General features: G+C 60.6%; 13 protein-coding genes. 7 read left to right on the top strand and 6 right to left on the bottom strand.

The window, feature by feature from the left end; translation table 11 throughout:
- The first annotated feature begins 62 nt into the window (after positions 1-62).
- Both AC1DZ8_RS26890 and AC1DZ8_RS26885 read left to right on the top strand, forming a co-directional pair.
- Positions 63-578, top strand: coding sequence for a hypothetical protein (locus tag AC1DZ8_RS26890; RefSeq protein ID WP_477301899.1), 516 nt, complete (start codon positions 63-65; stop codon positions 576-578).
- 93 nt (positions 579-671) lie between these two features.
- Positions 672-1145, top strand: coding sequence for a hypothetical protein (locus AC1DZ8_RS26885; protein ID WP_477301897.1), 474 nt, complete (start codon positions 672-674; stop codon positions 1143-1145).
- Here the strand turns inward: AC1DZ8_RS26885 and AC1DZ8_RS26880 are convergent.
- Positions 1127-1564, bottom strand: a complete 438-nt coding sequence (locus AC1DZ8_RS26880; RefSeq protein WP_477301895.1) for a hypothetical protein — start codon at positions 1562-1564, stop codon at positions 1127-1129. The genes AC1DZ8_RS26885 and AC1DZ8_RS26880 overlap by 19 nt on opposite strands.
- A gap of 139 nt (positions 1565-1703) precedes the next feature.
- A complete protein-coding gene (locus AC1DZ8_RS26875) occupies positions 1704-2174 on the bottom strand; it encodes a carboxymuconolactone decarboxylase family protein (protein WP_477301893.1) in 471 nt (156 codons plus the stop codon).
- A gap of 86 nt (positions 2175-2260) precedes the next feature.
- Here AC1DZ8_RS26875 and AC1DZ8_RS26870 point away from each other — a divergent pair, with 86 nt between their 5' ends.
- A complete protein-coding gene (locus AC1DZ8_RS26870) occupies positions 2261-2920 on the top strand; it encodes a TetR/AcrR family transcriptional regulator (protein ID WP_477301891.1) in 660 nt (219 codons plus the stop codon).
- A gap of 39 nt (positions 2921-2959) precedes the next feature.
- On the opposite strand, the gene AC1DZ8_RS26865 is transcribed toward AC1DZ8_RS26870, so the two are convergent.
- Together AC1DZ8_RS26865 and AC1DZ8_RS26860 are read right to left on the bottom strand one after the other, a co-directional pair.
- The gene (locus tag AC1DZ8_RS26865; RefSeq protein WP_477301889.1) at positions 2960-3736 is read right to left on the bottom strand and encodes an OmpA family protein; all 777 of its coding nucleotides are present in this window, start codon (positions 3734-3736) and stop codon (positions 2960-2962) included.
- Positions 3737-3823: 87 nt separating this feature from the next.
- Positions 3824-7099, bottom strand: a complete 3276-nt coding sequence (locus AC1DZ8_RS26860; protein ID WP_477401886.1) for a DUF6212 domain-containing protein — start codon at positions 7097-7099, stop codon at positions 3824-3826.
- Between the two features lie 155 nt (positions 7100-7254).
- Here AC1DZ8_RS26860 and AC1DZ8_RS26855 point away from each other — a divergent pair, with 155 nt between their 5' ends.
- Positions 7255-8268 (top strand): glycosyltransferase family 2 protein, encoded by a 1014-nt coding sequence (locus AC1DZ8_RS26855; protein ID WP_477301885.1) that lies wholly within the window; start codon positions 7255-7257, stop codon positions 8266-8268.
- Between the two features lie 38 nt (positions 8269-8306).
- Here the strand turns inward: AC1DZ8_RS26855 and AC1DZ8_RS26850 are convergent, their stop codons facing one another.
- Complete coding sequence (locus tag AC1DZ8_RS26850) at positions 8307-8594, bottom strand: hypothetical protein (RefSeq protein WP_477301883.1); 288 nt, start codon at positions 8592-8594, stop codon at positions 8307-8309.
- A 152-nt stretch (positions 8595-8746) separates the two neighbouring features.
- Positions 8747-10837: a glycosyltransferase family 2 protein gene (locus AC1DZ8_RS26845; protein ID WP_477401884.1), complete on the bottom strand. Its 2091-nt coding sequence runs from the start codon at positions 10835-10837 to the stop codon at positions 8747-8749.
- Between the two features lie 823 nt (positions 10838-11660).
- Here AC1DZ8_RS26845 and AC1DZ8_RS26840 point away from each other — a divergent pair.
- The 3 genes from AC1DZ8_RS26840 (at position 11661) to AC1DZ8_RS26830 (ending at position 15747) form a co-directional block, all read left to right on the top strand.
- Positions 11661-12179, top strand: coding sequence for a hypothetical protein (locus tag AC1DZ8_RS26840; RefSeq protein ID WP_477301879.1), 519 nt, complete (start codon positions 11661-11663; stop codon positions 12177-12179).
- Between the two features lie 273 nt (positions 12180-12452).
- Positions 12453-14942 carry a sulfatase-like hydrolase/transferase gene (locus AC1DZ8_RS26835; RefSeq protein ID WP_477301877.1) on the top strand — a complete coding sequence of 830 codons (2490 nt, stop codon included), beginning with the start codon at positions 12453-12455 and terminating at the stop codon, positions 14940-14942.
- Between the two features lie 214 nt (positions 14943-15156).
- Positions 15157-15747, top strand: a complete 591-nt coding sequence (locus AC1DZ8_RS26830; RefSeq protein WP_477301875.1) for a DUF995 domain-containing protein — start codon at positions 15157-15159, stop codon at positions 15745-15747.
- The last annotated feature ends 6 nt before the right edge of the window (positions 15748-15753 follow it).

The following is a 15753-nucleotide window of genomic DNA, read 5'->3' as shown; positions in this document are numbered from 1 at the left end:
CGCCTGCAGGCTGATGCGCTGGCGCAGTGCGGTGCCGGCGATCTCGGCCAGCGCGCTCGCCATTGCGCTTTTTTGGGCGCGGGGTCGCCAGGCCAGTCGAGCAGCTCATCGGCGTCGCGCATGGTTTGGCGGAAGCGACCAAGACCATCCGATCGCAGCGCCGCCGGCAGCCCGAAGATCCACATCGCCAGTCGCACCGTCTGTGGCCTGGCGACGTCGGCCTTCACTTCCGGGCCATCGTCCAGCATGGCATCCGCGAAGCGCTGCGGATCGCGGAAGAAATGCAGCCCGCTCACGGCACGCGGATTGCACTCCAGCGGCAGCACCTTGCCGTCCTTCTCGCGCATCAGGTCGAAGGAGATCTGGCCGGTCCAGCCGGTGCCGGCGACGAAGGTTTCGACGAAGTGTCGCGCGGCCGCATCCTCGACCGGCTCGAAGCAGATGCCGGCGCCCTTGCCGGCGCGATAGAGGGAACGATAAAACGCCAGCGCCTTGAGCTTGCCGTTCAGCGCCACCGCATAGGCACTGATCTCGTCGCCGGCGACGAAACGCTGCGCCACCCAAGGAGCGGCAGGTGAGGGGCGGACGACGTCGAGTTCGCCCTGCGATGGCAGCAGCAGCACATCACGAGCGAAACGCGACCACACCGGCTTGAACACCAGTTCGTGCGAATGGCCGCGCACGCTCGCAAGATCGGCATCGCTTTGCAGCAGCGTCGTCTCCGGTACGTCGAGGCCGAGGCATTGCGCCAGCCGGATGAAGGCGTGCTTGTCGTGGACGCGGGAAAGCATCGCCATGTCGGGTGCGAGCAGGCGGGCCGGCATGGCGCGGTCGCGCCAGAGGCGGCCGAGATAAAACACTTCCTCGCAAGTCGGGATGACGAGTTCGATGCCTTCCGCTCGAACAAGCGCTTCCACGGATTGTGCATACGCTTCGCCAGCAAAGCGCGGCGGCGGCAGGCGATGGTAGGCGGCGCATGCCGTGCTCGCGGCGGCGATCGGCCGGGCCGGACTATCGGCCAGAATCACCCGCCGCCCGGCGCTGTGCAACAGTCGGGCCAGATGCAGCGCCACCGGCGCGCGGGCGCCGGTGACCAGCACGGTGCTGTCTGCCCCCGCCACCCTTGTCAGCCGCCCTTGTCTTGACGGAGTATTTCGCGATTGGCGCGCAGGAGTTCGAGATAGCGCGCCTTCGCTTCTGGCTCGGCGAAGCAGTAGAAACGAAACAACTCGTTGCCGGCACCCTCAAAGCCATGAAAAGCCGGCGCTTCCTTCGTTGCCTCGCTTGAGGCGCGATCGAGCGAAAACAAATCCTTGAAAACGGTCCCGTCTTCCGAATGCGCAATCGTGATTTTTTCCAGCCGCCCGTCCTTGTAAACGAATGTGGCGCGCGACTGGTTGCCTTCGGGGTTTTCGCTGATCTTCTCCAGGACGCCGTTGCCTGCCTGGCTTGGGCATATGACGGAAACATTGAGAAAGTCGCCACTGGCAAAGGCATCTGCGCTGCCGCACATCGCCAACAGGAGTGCAGTCAGGCTCTGTACGAGACGGGACATGTTCGGCACTGCGAATGATCTCTGCTTCTGCCGCGAACATGTGGCTGCTGTCTCGTGAAGTCAAACCTTGCGCTGCCGCTGGCCTGAGGGCCCGCTGCTTACGGGCGCTAGCGATGGTCCGCTCATGCGAACCATCGCCAGGTCAAAATCACTCCCCGCCCATTTCTTTCTTGAACGTGTCGAAGTCGACCTGCATGCCGTTGAAGATGGTGCTCCAGTGCCGCGTCAGTGCGGCCATCGCCACCGCTTCCTGGATCTCCTCGTCGGTCGCGCCGGCGCGCTTGGCGTCCCGGGTATCCGACCAGACGCAGTAAGTGCACGGAATCTGGGCTGCCACCGCCAGCGAGATCAGCGACTTGACCTTCGGCGGCAGCGCCGTCTTGTCGCTGAGCTCGATAGCCTTGACCTCGGCCCAGGCGCCGGGCAGACCAGCTTTCGGGAATTGCTTCACGAAGCTCGGCACGCCGCCCATGGTCGACTGGATGTCCTTGATGGTCGCGTCATAGTCATCGGCACGAGCGGGTGCGGCGGCGAGCGTCAAGGTCAGCGCGCAAGCGGCCGCCGCGAGCAGCGGGCGAACGAGGGAATGGGTCGATGAAAGCGTGCGATAAGCAGACATGGTTTTCTCCTCTGGTGTTTGTTAGCCTTACGGTGTAAGGTGATGTGGAAATTGAACCTTACAGTGTAAGTTGTCAAGCGACGCCCATGGACGCATCGATCAAAAAAAAGCGAGCACGCGGCCGGCTGTCCCGTGAAATGATCGAGGACGCCGCCTTCGAAGTGATCGAACGGGAAGGGCTTGCCGGCTTTTCGATGCGCAAGCTCGCCGCCGCGCTCGGCTGCGAGGCGATGAGCATCTATCATCACTTCCCCTCGGTGGCGCATCTGCACGAAGCCCTGGTCGACCGGCTGATCGGCGCGCTCGAAATGCCCGACGCCGGCCTGCCGTGGCGGCAGAGGATGCGCATGGCCATGCAGGATTTCCGCCGCCTCGGCCGCGAGCATCCGGCCTTCGCGCCGTTCCTCGTTACCTACCGGATGAATTCGCCAACCTGCCTTGCCTGGCTAAACAGCGTTATCGGTCTGTTCGAAGCCGGCGGCTTCGGCACTGAGCTCGGGGCACGTTTGTTCCGCACGGCCGGATACTACCTTATGGGCGCCATCCTCGATGAGACATCAGGCTATGCCCGGGGTCCGTCGGCGGTCAGCACGGTCAGCGACGAGCAACTGGCCAGCGATTTTCCCAATGTCATGGCCGCTGGCCGCTATTTCGGCACCGCCGAATTCGACGCGACGTTCGAGCTTGGTCTCGACATGCTGCTGGATGAGATGGAACGGCTGCGCGACAGCGCCAACACTAGGTAGTGTCAGGCAGGCGCCGGCCAATCCGGATCTCGCGAGCTGTTACATCAGGGACGCGGTTGCCAGACGACTGCGAGCGTCGTTCGGCTTCTGGTCGCCAACGTACTCGACTTTCGTGTCCACCAGACGGTCGCTGTCGATCCCGGCCGCGATCAAGATATCCTCGATCGCCTTCGCGCGCTGCTTGGCCAGTTCCTTGTTCGTCTTTGCAGCGTCGGCGCCGGTGAATTCCGTGCCCGCGAGAGCCGTCAGTTCGACATTGCAGCGTGAGTCCCGGATGCTGGCGGCGAACGTCTCGAGGTCGGCCTTGACCCGCGGTGAGATCACATATGACTGGCTATAGAAAAACAGGTCGACCTGCACAGGGCTGCGCTTCTCATATTGCCGGCACGATATTCCTTGCTTTGGCAGCGTGTACAGTATCGCGCTCCGCGCAGTATTGGTGTCGGCGGCGCTGTCATCAACCCAATGCGAAAGCGCCAGCACCATTTCGGGCTTGACGCCTTGCGCCTTGAGAAAATCGCCGGTTGCATCGAGCCTGCGACCAGCGATGTCGTAGGCTTTGTTGTAGTTGCCTTCCTTGCTTGCCGTTGCGTAGAGCCGGTAGCCGCAATCGTGCCCAGCATCCTTGACGAAAGTCGCCAGCGCCTTCGCGGATTCCCCGGATATCTTGCCGTCGCCCTTCTCGAACAAGACCCGGTACGAGTTCCACTGGACGCATTTCGGGCCCACGTCGCGTTCTTGGGCGGCCGCGGTGAAAGATGCTGCGCTGCAGACAAAGACAATAAGGGCCAGAACAAGACTGAATGACTTCTTCATCTTCTGGCACCTCCTGAACGCGCTCAGTTTTGTACCGCACTCGGTGCTTCGACAAGGTAACGTTCTCGCGATAACGACACGTGCCTGTCAGTCCCACACCAGCAAGAGCTTGCGCCAGAAAGCATTGGACGGCATCGGCTTCGAGCCGCGTGGCAGCCGGATTGCCAGATAGATCGTCAGCCACTTGCGATCGACCTCGCGGATCGAAACTTTCAGGTCATGCAGCTCGAAAGGTCTCGAGACGCGCGTCCATCCCGAGAATGACAAGGCGCCGACCGGAGCATCGTGTTTCCACACGAGTTTTTCTTCCTGCCTGCCCAGCGCCATGGCGAACTCGAATGGAGATGCGTCATCGTGGGCGATCTCCACCGTCGCGATGACACTTCTGGCAAAGGCCGGGAAGGCCGAATTGAGGGCGGCAACAACCGGACCATGCGTGTTCGGCCGCAGGAATATGCCGCCATTGTCGCCGGCGATGAGCAGCGTCGGCAACTCGGAGGGATAATCCGTCACAAGCGTTGCACGCTTCAGTTCATCATTGGTCATTCGACGCGTGCGTTGGCGCTGTTGCGGCGCGTTGAGGCGCGGGCGCCTCGCACCGTTCGAAACGACATGGCGGATATGGACGCTTGAAAAGCCGCCGAGGACGCGCGCGTCCGGGCGGCTGCCGCCGCATTTGACTGCCAACAACAAATCGCGTCTGCCGGTTGCCGGCGAACTGACCATCGCCCCTATCTCACGCGCCTCGTGCCGTCGGCTGACATCAGCCCAGCCGCTGCCGCTGCCATCCTCAAGCAGCCGGGCGAGATTGCTGAAGGTCTGGTTTTCTGCGTCCACGATCGCAAGCTGAAACTGCGCAGAGCCCGTCAGCTCTTCGTCGAGGTAAACCCAACACGTCGCGCCTATGGCGCCTGGCGGGCAGACGCCTTTCAGCAAAGCCATTGTGACATTGCTGCCCTTGGCTTCGAGGAACAACTGGTCCGGAGATTGTTCGACATAGCTCAGCAGGTCCGGATCGGCATCCGGATACGAACTGACATGAGCCAGGCGCATGGGCTCGGCGGAAAGATACTGCTCGCGGTACAGCGAGGAATGCAGCTCCGGCACCGTCTCTTCGGTCGCCGCGTTGAGTATTTCAACCATACCCAGGGCGAAGTCGCTTCGCCCTGCGCGGGCGAGAAGTGAAATCGCGGTGTCCGCCCTGCCTTCGCGTGCCGCGATCTCGGCCAGCAACTGCATTGCGTCTGCGGTATTGGCGGGACCCGTACTCAACCTGAGATACCGCTCGTCGTTGACCCGCAGCTCCAGATTCCAGAGGTTGAGCTCCTTCTCATGATTGTCGGTGTTCGAGCTGATGGCGAGTTGCACGAACATGTCCGTTTTCGCGAATCGATGCTTTCGAAAGACCGCGATGATCGGCTTGCGATTCCTCAACCACTCGGCATTTCGATTCATGCCGGTCGGCGCCGACCGGTACCAATAGAGCGGCTCCGGGACGGGGACGATCTCCAGACCTGCCAGGTCCGCGCGAAGGAAAAACTCCCAATCGCTTGCGGAAAATCCCCGCTCTTCGTTCAGGTAACCTATCTTGTCGAACACCTCACGCCGGAACATCGCATTGGCATCGCCATACGGATTGTTGAGCATGGCGATGTCCGTGGGACCACCGACCGGGAAGTAAAGCACATAGCCGCTCTTGGTGTCCGGCGGCACGAAGGGCTCGTTGAGCCACTTGGCGAAGGTCGTGCAGATATCGGCGCCGGACTTTTGCATGCCGGCGACGAACGTACTGACGGCGTTTGGGAACAGCACGTTGTCGTCGTCCAGGAACAGGATCAGCGAACCCCTGGCGGCACGGATACCGGTGTTGCGCGCCTTGCCGAGAAAGCCGTTCTTCTGCCGGATGATCCGCCAGCCTCGCTGCTCGAACTCCGGTTCGAGCTCCGCCAACAGGTTGATTGCATCGGGATCGGCGCTGCCGTCATCGACGACGATCAATTCGATGTTGGCATAGTCCTGGCGCCGAACCGAGGCAATCGCCTGCGGCAACAGGCGCGCCCGGTTGTAGTGCGCAGTGATGATCGAAACGAGCGGCCGTTGGCTCCGGCTGCGACTGGAGACCTTGCCGGGGCCGCGGGAGAATTTTGCGTGCAGCCTGCTCCAGGCTTTCTCGAGCGCTTCCCGTTTTTGCACGGGCTTTGCCGGACCAAAAGATCGGCTTTCCAGCACAGACGCAATCTTGGCCGCAATGGCGGAAGCCGACGCCGCCATCATGACGGCGTCAGCCGACTTCGGATGGAGCACGTCGCGAATGCTGCCGACATCTGTCGCAATGAACGGAATCTCTTCGTTGAGGCACGTCATCACTTCCAGCGGCAGCTGAGCCGCTGAGTGCGTCATCGCCACCAGAGCATGACTCTGCCGCAGGTATCTGTAGATATCAGGCTCATCTCGAATGGGCAGGAGCTTCAATTTGAATGGCCATTGCCGCGCACGCCGAACGATCATGCCGCCCGAATGCTCGCCCAGGACATGACCAAACGCGCCGACAACCGTCACGGTCAGATCGGTGACGCCGCTGTCGGCCAGACGATCGAGCGCATCGCAGAACAGCGTCAGTCCATCACGCGCCTCTGTGCCTGAGAAATGAACCACTTCGGCGGCGAGCCGCTCTCGCGGCCTGTAGTGATCGACAGCGAAGTTCGAACGCCACTCCTCCGGCTCGAGTGGCGCAGCAATGTGACTGCTGGTGGGCAGCTTCCATCCCGCCTTGGCCATCCAGTCGAGCAGCGACTGGCCAGCGATGACAAGATGGTCGCACGTCTCGGCCGACGTCTTTTCCATGTGCGCGACGGTCATCTGCTCCTTGCGTTCGACCGCCCGGGAATTGGCTTCCAGCTTCCACGCAAGCGGCTCATGCGCGAGCACGACGATCGCAGGAGGGTCGGGAAAGACGCCTGTGCGCTTCGCAAGCGTAGAAAAATGCGCCAGCCCGCCTTCAAGCGCAAAATAGACGACGTCGAATGCATTCTGCTTGAGGTAGTGGTAGACGGCCAATGAGTTCTTGTCGCTGGACTCCGTGCCGCGCAGCAACTCGGGCGAGGGCGGCACCAATTCGAGCCGCACCAGGAAATTGTCGAAGCACCATTTGCCCAGCCTGGCGATTTCCTGATCATCGGGCTGGCTGCCGAGCGGGCTCGGCGCCCAAAGCAGCGTCACGGTGTCGCCGGTTCCCGCCAGATGCTGCGCCAGCGCGTAGGTCACCGACCCGTGATCGCCAGTCGCCGTCGAGCCGAACTCAACCTCCGAAACGACACACACATTGCGAGGCTTCTGGCTTGCCTGTCGCTTGGCCTTGGGCATAGCGCCTGCCTTGGAACCAACGCTCAATGAGTCCCCCTTGTCAGCCCGCTTCGTTCGAAACAGTCTTGCCAACAGTTGGATAACACTTTGATAATCGTTTCGCGGGACTCTCCATACCGTACCTGCCTTTCGCGTAAACTGGTTGATGACGTTCGATGGTTGAACTTCGATCCCCAAAGCATCTCGCGCGACTGGACGACCGGCCGATTGACGTGACCGATGGCGAGATCTTGTGCTTTGTCGGACTGCGCAACGAAGCGACGCTGTTACCGCACCTTCTCGACCATTACCGCGGCCTCGGCGTCGATCGGTTTTTCTTCCTGGACAATGGTTCCACGGACGGGACGCGTGAGCTGATCCTGGAGCAGCCGGACAGCCACTGCTTCCACACGCAAGGATCGCATTTCGCTGAAAACATCGATCCGCCGCGATGGATCAACACGCTGATGAATGTGTTCGGCACCGGCCATTGGTGCCTTTCGATCGACGCTGACGAGCTTCTCGTCTATCCCGATTTCGAGCGAGCGAACCTGCGGCAGCTTTGCAGCTATCTCGATTCGACCGGCGCCGACGCCGTCATAGGCTCCATGATCGACATGTACGCCGACGGCCCATTGGCCGAATACAGCTATGATGGCAAGATCCCGCTTGTTGAAGCCTCACCCTACTTCGACCCGGAGCCGGGGTGGCTGCGCGCCCGCGACGGTATGTATCCACCCGAGCAGATGTTCGGTGGCGTGAGGGAACGGGTTTTCTGGCACGGCCGGTTCAAGCAAACCTTTCCCCCGTGCCTGACAAAGGTGCCGATCGTAAAATGGGGGCGGGGCACGCATTATCACGTCGCACAGCATACGATCAGCAAGGTCAGATTCAGCGAACTGCGCGTCGCATTGCTGCATTTCAAATTCGTCTGGGGATTTCGTCAGAAATCAGCGTCGTCTCTGAGTGAAAATGCGCAGCTCAAGGAAAAGACGCTCGAGGAACGCGCGGCCTACATGGAAGCCCTGGAGCGCAATCCGAAACTCGCGCTCCGAGACCAAAGGTCTGTCCGCTATCGGGGTGACGCCGCCCAGCTCGTCGAACTCGGCTGGATGAAGACCTCGGAGCGCTACGCCGGATTCGTATCAACCCTGGCCACACAACATGGGCGCAGCGACTACGCCACCTGATGTGCTCGAACTACTGAAGGGAAAAATCCGGCTGATGCTTACCCGCCGTAGCGGCCGCCGCCTTCACCATGCTCGCCGCTGCCATCACCGCCCGCAAACTGGCCCAAACTGTTGAGAGCAAGCGCCTTGCAGGCCGTCGGAGCATTCGGGTAACGGTGCAGATAATCCTCAAGCGCCTCGATGGTGCCGATTTTAAGAGCCTGCTCGCAGGCAAGCTCGGCTTCCTGGACACCAACATCGGTCTTCGCCTGCGCCGCGCCAGAAAGAGCGACGCTCAACCCCAGCAGACTAAGTCCGCCCAACAGCAGCGAATGAATTCTACGCATAACACACCCCACCTACTTCAACCCACTGAAATATTAGCATCTGTTAACGTTTTGTCAACCATTCTGGGAAGGTTCCACCAACGTGGTTAACGCGCACTATTGATGAACGGCCTCGCTTGCGCTCGGATCTCCCTTGCTGGTTGGATCGACGTTTAGTCGCTGAACAGTGTCAGCTTGCGGAAGAACGCATTGGTCGGAAAACCATTGGACGTTGCGGTGAAACGAACGGCCAGAACGATTGAAAGCGGCATCTTCCGTCGGGTGCGAAGCACTGCCACCAAGGGATGACGCACAAATCTGTCTTCGATGCTCACCCAGCCTGAGAAGGCGATCGCTTGCGCGCCGATGTCCTGTTGCCAATCTATGGTTTGGTCGGGGCGAGCAAGGGCGAGACCGAAATCCATCGCCGGCGCATCGGCATGAGCGATTTCAACGATTGCTTCCACCTTCCGGAAGAAGGCTGGAAATTGGTGGTCAAGCGATGCGGCAACTGCGCCGTCCGCATGCGGACGCAAGAACACCCCGCCGTCATCCGGTGCGACAAGCAGCAGCGGGAAGGCCGAGACGCGCGGTGTAAGCAACCGCGCACGCCTCAGTATGTCGTAGTCGAGGATGATCGAACTGCCGCCGACATCAGGACGGTCCGGGGCATTGTGGTATGTGGCGGGGCGTCCAAGCAAGGTGGCAGCCGTATCGGGGCGGCCGATCGACCCAGCAATGCTCGCAAGCTTCTCTATGGCAGCATCGCTGTTCGGTTCGATGTCGCACAGCTCCAGATATTTTCGATTGCCGGGGACGTATTTCAGGTTTTCGCGGGCACTTTCAATTTCGGACCGGTGCGTGTTCTGGGCGATGGCCAAATGATGCAGCAGGCGGACGTCATCGGGTTGGCTCGACCTGAACGCCTCCAGGACGGGAAGCCGGTTGTCGTACCAGTTCGACGTCCGAAACATTCCATCCGGTTTCGAGCGATACCAGTATAGCGGCTTTGGAATTGTCCTGATCTTGAGTCCGGCGAGGGAGGCTCGCGCAAAGAACTCCCAGTCGTGCATGGCGTAGCCGGGTTTTTCGATCAGGAAACCGATCCGCGAGAACACAGACCGGCGCATCATCGCATTCGCGTCACCGTAGACGTTATGGATCAGGCCAAGCGCGTCGGGACCACCTAGGGGCAGGTACTGGATCAGCCCGTCGGCGCGATCTTCGGGCACAAAATCCTCGTAGAAGATCAGTTGGAACGCAGTGCAGATATCGGCATCCGATGTAGCCATCGCACGCACGAAATGATCGACGGCCTCCGCAAACAGCGCGTTGTCATCGTCGACGAACAGGATCAGCTCGCCATGCGAAGCGCGGATGCCGGCATTTCGCGCCGCGCCGAGATGCTTGTGCGGTCGGCGCAGGATCTTCCATCCGCGCTGACGGAACGTCGGTTCCAGCGTATCCAGCAATCGCCTGGCGTCGTCCATGTCGCTTCCGTCGTCGACCAGAACCAGTTCCAGGCGATCGTAGGTTTGCGCTTCGATCGCCGCGATTGCCTGTTTCAGATAGAGCGGCCGGTTGCGATGGGCCATGACAATGGAGACCAGAGGTGAGGGCCCGGCACTTTTGTCGACTCGCCTGCGCCTGGCCGACGTCGGCAAATCGCGCGTATCCAGCCAGGACTGCCAGCATTGGCTGAGGCTGTCGACAGGCAGTGGGCGAGGCGGGTCATCGAGCGCCGCCGAAATCGCCTGCGCCAACGCGGCAGCGTCAGGATCGGTAAGCCGCGGCTGCCTCGCCTGCGCATTCCAGCGCTCGACGTTCGCGTCGACATTGGTCGCAACGAAAGGCAATCCCGCCTCGATACATGCGGCAACAGTGCCGCCCGTCGATGCGGCGCGGGCGGGGATGACGGCAAGCGCGCCGGTCCTCGCGACGTAGTCGAGCTTTGCGGCGGGGCTTGCGTGCGCCAACAGGTTGAGCTTGAACGGCCACCGCTCGGCGCGTCTCAGAAGCAGTCCACCGCTGTGCTCGCCCATGATCTTTCCGAATGGGCCGAATGCGGTGACCGTCAGCTCTTTTGGCGCAGTTGGCGCGATGATGTCGAGCGCGTCGCAAAGCAGCGTCAGGCCATCGCGGAAGCGCCACCCGGCCAAGACGGCAAGTTCTCTTGCGCTTCCCGTCACAATCGACGGCCGCGCGCCGGCTGGACCGAGACGATCCTGCAACGGCAACATCGGCGTCACGATCGCCTTCTTCACCTTCCAGCCGTTCGACAACATCCACTGTCGCAAGGCGGCCGACGCACAGATCGTCCTGTTCGCCATCTCGGCGCAGTATTTCTCCATGTAGGCGACGGCAATCGCCTCGGTGCTGTCCATGAACGCCTTGTCGGCTTCATGTTCCCATTCTTCCGGTGCGTGGGCGACGACCACGATCGGCGGCGCGGCAAAGGCCGCAGTCTCGACCGCCAGCAGCGTGTAGTAAGGCAACCCGCCCTCGAGCGGCGCATAGACCAAATCGTGGCCGGACCGTTCGAGATAATGCAGCACAGCGGCGGCCCGGCTCTCGGGCGTCGTCAGCGAAGGAAGCAATTGATCGGACTTGTCGAGAATTTCCAGTCGCACCGAGGCCGCCTCCAGGTCGCGGTGGCGCGCTGCCTCCGCCGCTGGAGCATTCCTGCCTGGAACCCATAGCAGGGTGACGTCGTCGCCATCTTCGGCGAAAAGCCTGGCAAGCTCGACCATGGCGCCGTCTTCGCCACCATGATCGATTGTATTTGTCACGACGCAGACGCGGCGAGGCTTGCCTTCCCTTGACGGCCTCCGCTCCTTGCCACCAACGGCCATCCGACTTCCTCTGATCCAAATCCGCCGAGTGCGCTCCGCAGCACAGTCGATCTGCAATGATGCCCGCGACGGGTTTACTTTTCAGTGATCATCCTTCTGCGTCATTGGTAAACCAAATCGTCAATCAGGTCCTAAAACGGCTGCACAATCAATCGACTGATACAACTTTAGCGACGCGGAATATTCAATCTTTACGCCTCCCAGCTAGTCATTGACGGCATAGCAGGAGGCGCAAATGAAAACGATAATGAAGTTTCTCGGTGCGCTCGGTTTGATGGGCGCACTGGTGTCGGCAAGCTCCGCGGGAGAATTGCTGCGACCGCGCATCAGCCTTGGCACGGCCAACGTCAAGACCATCAGTGGCGATCGCGGCGGCTATGTGATCGACTATGCCATCCGTGCGCTGAAAATGCGCCGCAGCGGCACCTTTGTGCGGTTCAACGGTTCGTGCGACTCGGCCTGCACGCTTTATCTGTCGATGCCCAGGAGCAAGGTGTGCATTACGCAGAGCGCGTCGTTCGGCTTTCACCTGCCATATGGCGTTTCTGCGCGGGGCAATCAGGTGGCCGCGAATTTCATGATGAAAAACTACCCTGGCTGGGTTCGCGGCTGGATCGCCAAGCGTGGCGGGCTGAAGAGCTCCATCGCGACCATGACATACGCGGATGCGAGCCGCTTTCTGCCGACGTGTCCTTCCCAACAGCGGGGCATGACCGTCGCGAGCCTGAGCCCGACGCGTCTGCGTGGCGGCTGATTGCTGACGCAGTACTGAAACATCACGACGGCGGGTGCTCGACAGCGCCCGCCGTCGCCGATTCATGCGGCGGGTGCACAGTTGATTGAACGGCTCACTTGGCCAAAACGCATCGCCGATGAATGCCTTCGGTTAACCAGTTCTCAAGAGACTTGGTTAACGCAAACTTGATTTTGTTGACTCTTTTTTAGCGCAAGCCGATTCTGCGGGTGGGGGTTTGAACGCTATCGGCCGTGGTTTGGGCCGAAACGCAAACTGGCGGCGGGTAGTTGTATGAGCATCGGCGGCGGTACGGGGTCGGCGAGCCGACCTGGGAGCGGCGTTACGCCATCGAAGGCGGGGACGGCTCCGTCGAAGGACTTGCGCTTCCGGCGCAGGAGCCTGCGGATCATTTGCACGGGCCTGTTGTCCTGGCTGCTTTTGGGTGTCTACCGCGGCGCAATCGTTGATCCGCAAACGACTTTTCCAGGTCTTTTGGGGGCCATCCCCCAGGGATTGGCATCGAGCTACTACGACCTGATTGTCGTTACGTCCCTGACCGTGGTGACCTTGATCCTGCTGTTCCTGGCAAAGGCCAGCCGTCTCGGCTCAGCAATCATCGTCTTCCTCTTCTATGTTGCTGTCGTGGTCTCTCTGGGCTGGGGATTTGCCAACATCAATCTCGTCAAGATGTTGGGCGAACCGTTCACGTTCCAGTGGCTGGTCTATGGCGACTTCCTGCAGAATGCTGATGCCAGGAACGCGATGGGCGACGCGCTCAACATCAAGGACTTCGCGACCCTTTCCGGGTCCGTCATTCTGGTGCTCATCCTTGGCTATGCCGCGGCCAGTCTGTGCCGGCGGCTGAGCGCCGCTGGTTACGGGGCCTTTCTGGGCGTGCTCGTTGTGTGTGTCGGCGCGGCCATCGCCGGTACCGGATACCACGTGCGGGCGGAAGCGCTGCCGGCGGCCAAGATCGACAATCCGATCCTGTATTTTGTTGAATCGGCCCTGCTCAATCCAACGCCGGTTGTGCTGACGATGAATGCCAGCACCAATGACCCGGATGTCGCCAGCGTCGGCGAGCGTCCGCCGGAAACGTCGACATTCAAGGCGCCGACGCCAAATCCGATCAAGAACGTGCTGATTTTCATGATGGAGTCGGTGCCATCCAAATACATCGAGACGTTTGGCGGCAAGTATCCGGTCACACCGAATATCAAGAGTTATGCAAAGGACTCGATACGGTTCGACAACATATATGCGCACGCACCGTCCACGCATTACTCGATATTTTCTCTGCTCACCTCGATGTACAACGACATTTCATACTATGGCATGACCACCAGGTATCCATATCTGCCGCTGGACACGATCTCCAACACCCTGTCCAAGAACAATTTCCGCACGGGGTTTTTCTGGAGCGCGGATTCCCGATTCCAACGGGTCGACGAGTTTTTCCTCAACAAGGGACTGGATGTGATCCAGGACTACCGGGGGCAGAAGTGCGGCACCCCGACCTTCAAGCTCAGCTCCGAGCAGTGGAAGAACATGGACTACAACAGCGATCTTTGCACGGCGCAGTCGATCATCGACTGGATGAACAAGGACGAGGGAAAACCCTTCTTCGGCATAATGTTCACGGCGATGACCCATTATCCCTACATCACCGACAGCCCGATGTTTTCGAAGATGGCGCCTTCCTCCGACGGCAACACGCTGGTCCACTACTCGGACGACCAGAAATTCAATGCCTATCTCAACGCCCTGAAGGTCGGCGATGCGGCGCTTGGCGAGATCCTTGAATCGCTCAAGCAGTCCGGCAAGCTCGATTCGACGCTCGTGGTCATATTGGGCGATCATGGCGAGGCGTTCGGGGAGCATGGTGACTACATTCATGCCAGCGCGATCTACGAGGAAAACATCCACATCCCGCTGATCATGATCAACAAGTACCTCTTTCATGATGACGTTGCGCATCCGGTCGGCGGCATCGTCGATATCGCCCCGACGATCTTCGACATACTGGGACTTCCGCTGCCGAAGCAGTGGCAGGGGCGCAGCCTGTTCAGCGAGCAACGGCCAAACAAGACCTTCTTCTTCAACCCCTGGGCCGGTTTCCTGTTCGGCTATCGCGAGAACGATCGAAAGGTCATCTTCAACGCGACCACCGGCAAGGTCGAGGAATACGACCTCAAGGCCGATGCCGGTGAACGAACCAACCTCTTCACGGTCGATGCCGGCGACCGAAACGCGCTGCTGCAGCCCATCGCCGGATGGGTGCAATCGCAGAGGCAGCGCGTAGCCGACCTGGTGGCCGCCGCTGCGAAAGACGCGGGACGATGCTCCATAACCAGTCTCGAGGTCGACGCTGCCGGCATCAATCTCCAGGGCGCGCCTCGGTTCGACGTCGTGGTCGACGGAAAGACCGTCGCCGAGATCGACGTCCCGGGCAAGGAAAGCACTGCATCGACGCCCGAAGCCGCCGTGGCGGAGTTGATGCAGGCGTCAACCGAGGCCAAGCCGTTCCACATCGATCTCAGCAGCGTACCGAACCCGAAGACGATCGAACTTCGCTATGTCAACGACCTGTGGGGCGGAGACGGCAAGCCAGGTGATCGCAACCTGTTCATCAAGAGCGTCAAGGTGAACGGTCAGCTGGTGCCAAACACCAGGCTGCATGTCGACGAGCAGTCTCATGGCTACACCGACGACAACGGAACCGCCATGTACAGCAACGGCTCGCTATGGGTTAGCGGCCCCTTCGTCGAGGGATGTGTATAGCGTGTCGCGTGCCTGACCGTCGTCCTCGATTTGCAGCCCGTGCGCGCCGCGACAGATACTGTTGGCCCTCCCGGTTGACATCTTCGCGCGGCAGTCAATAGCATGCGAAATACTGATGATTGTGGCGCGGAGCCACTTGTCGGCGCAGGACGGACCGGGCCCGTTCTTGCGGTATGCTCGGCTGGTCGACGCCCGCTTGGGAAGCGAACATTGAATGCGACCGTTCAACATGACGACCCGGACCGGATTGCCATCTGAAACAGCGAGCGGGGTGAGGCGCCATCGACTTGCCAGGTCTGTCTCGCTTGCCGCCCTCCTGGCCATTTGGTGCCAGGTGGCGCTGTGCGAAGCCGCGCACGCAGTTGGTGCCAAAGACAGCGCACCTGTAAATGCCGTTACCGTCCCGACGGCTTTCGAACTGCAGCTTGTTTATGCCGACCGCACCTGGATATGGGATAACGGAGCCGCCTATTTCGGACAGAAGGGCAGACCGGTCCGGGCCTGGACTTCCGAGCAGGACGCGACTTCTGTCGCTGAGGGGACATGGCATCTAAGCAACGATGGCAAGATGTGCATGGATCTCGTCTGGCGGTCCAAGACCTACGCCGCAGCGCCGATCCGCACGTGTTTCAGCCACCGCTTCCGGGGTGGGACCCTCGAGCAGCGCAGGGATCCAGACGGTGTCTGGTACAGTTTCCGGCACTCTTCGGAAAACCTTTCCGACGAGCAGCGGAAATTCGAGGAAGGCGATACAAAGGGCGCGCAGTTCGACGAGATTCGTAGCGTGATCGATTCCAAAAGTTGAGGCTCG

The sequence above is a fragment of the Mesorhizobium sp. P2_F7 genome (assembly GCF_056403695.1).
Note: the sequence above shows the minus strand (reverse complement) of the source record. Positions and strands in the feature narration are given on the sequence as shown.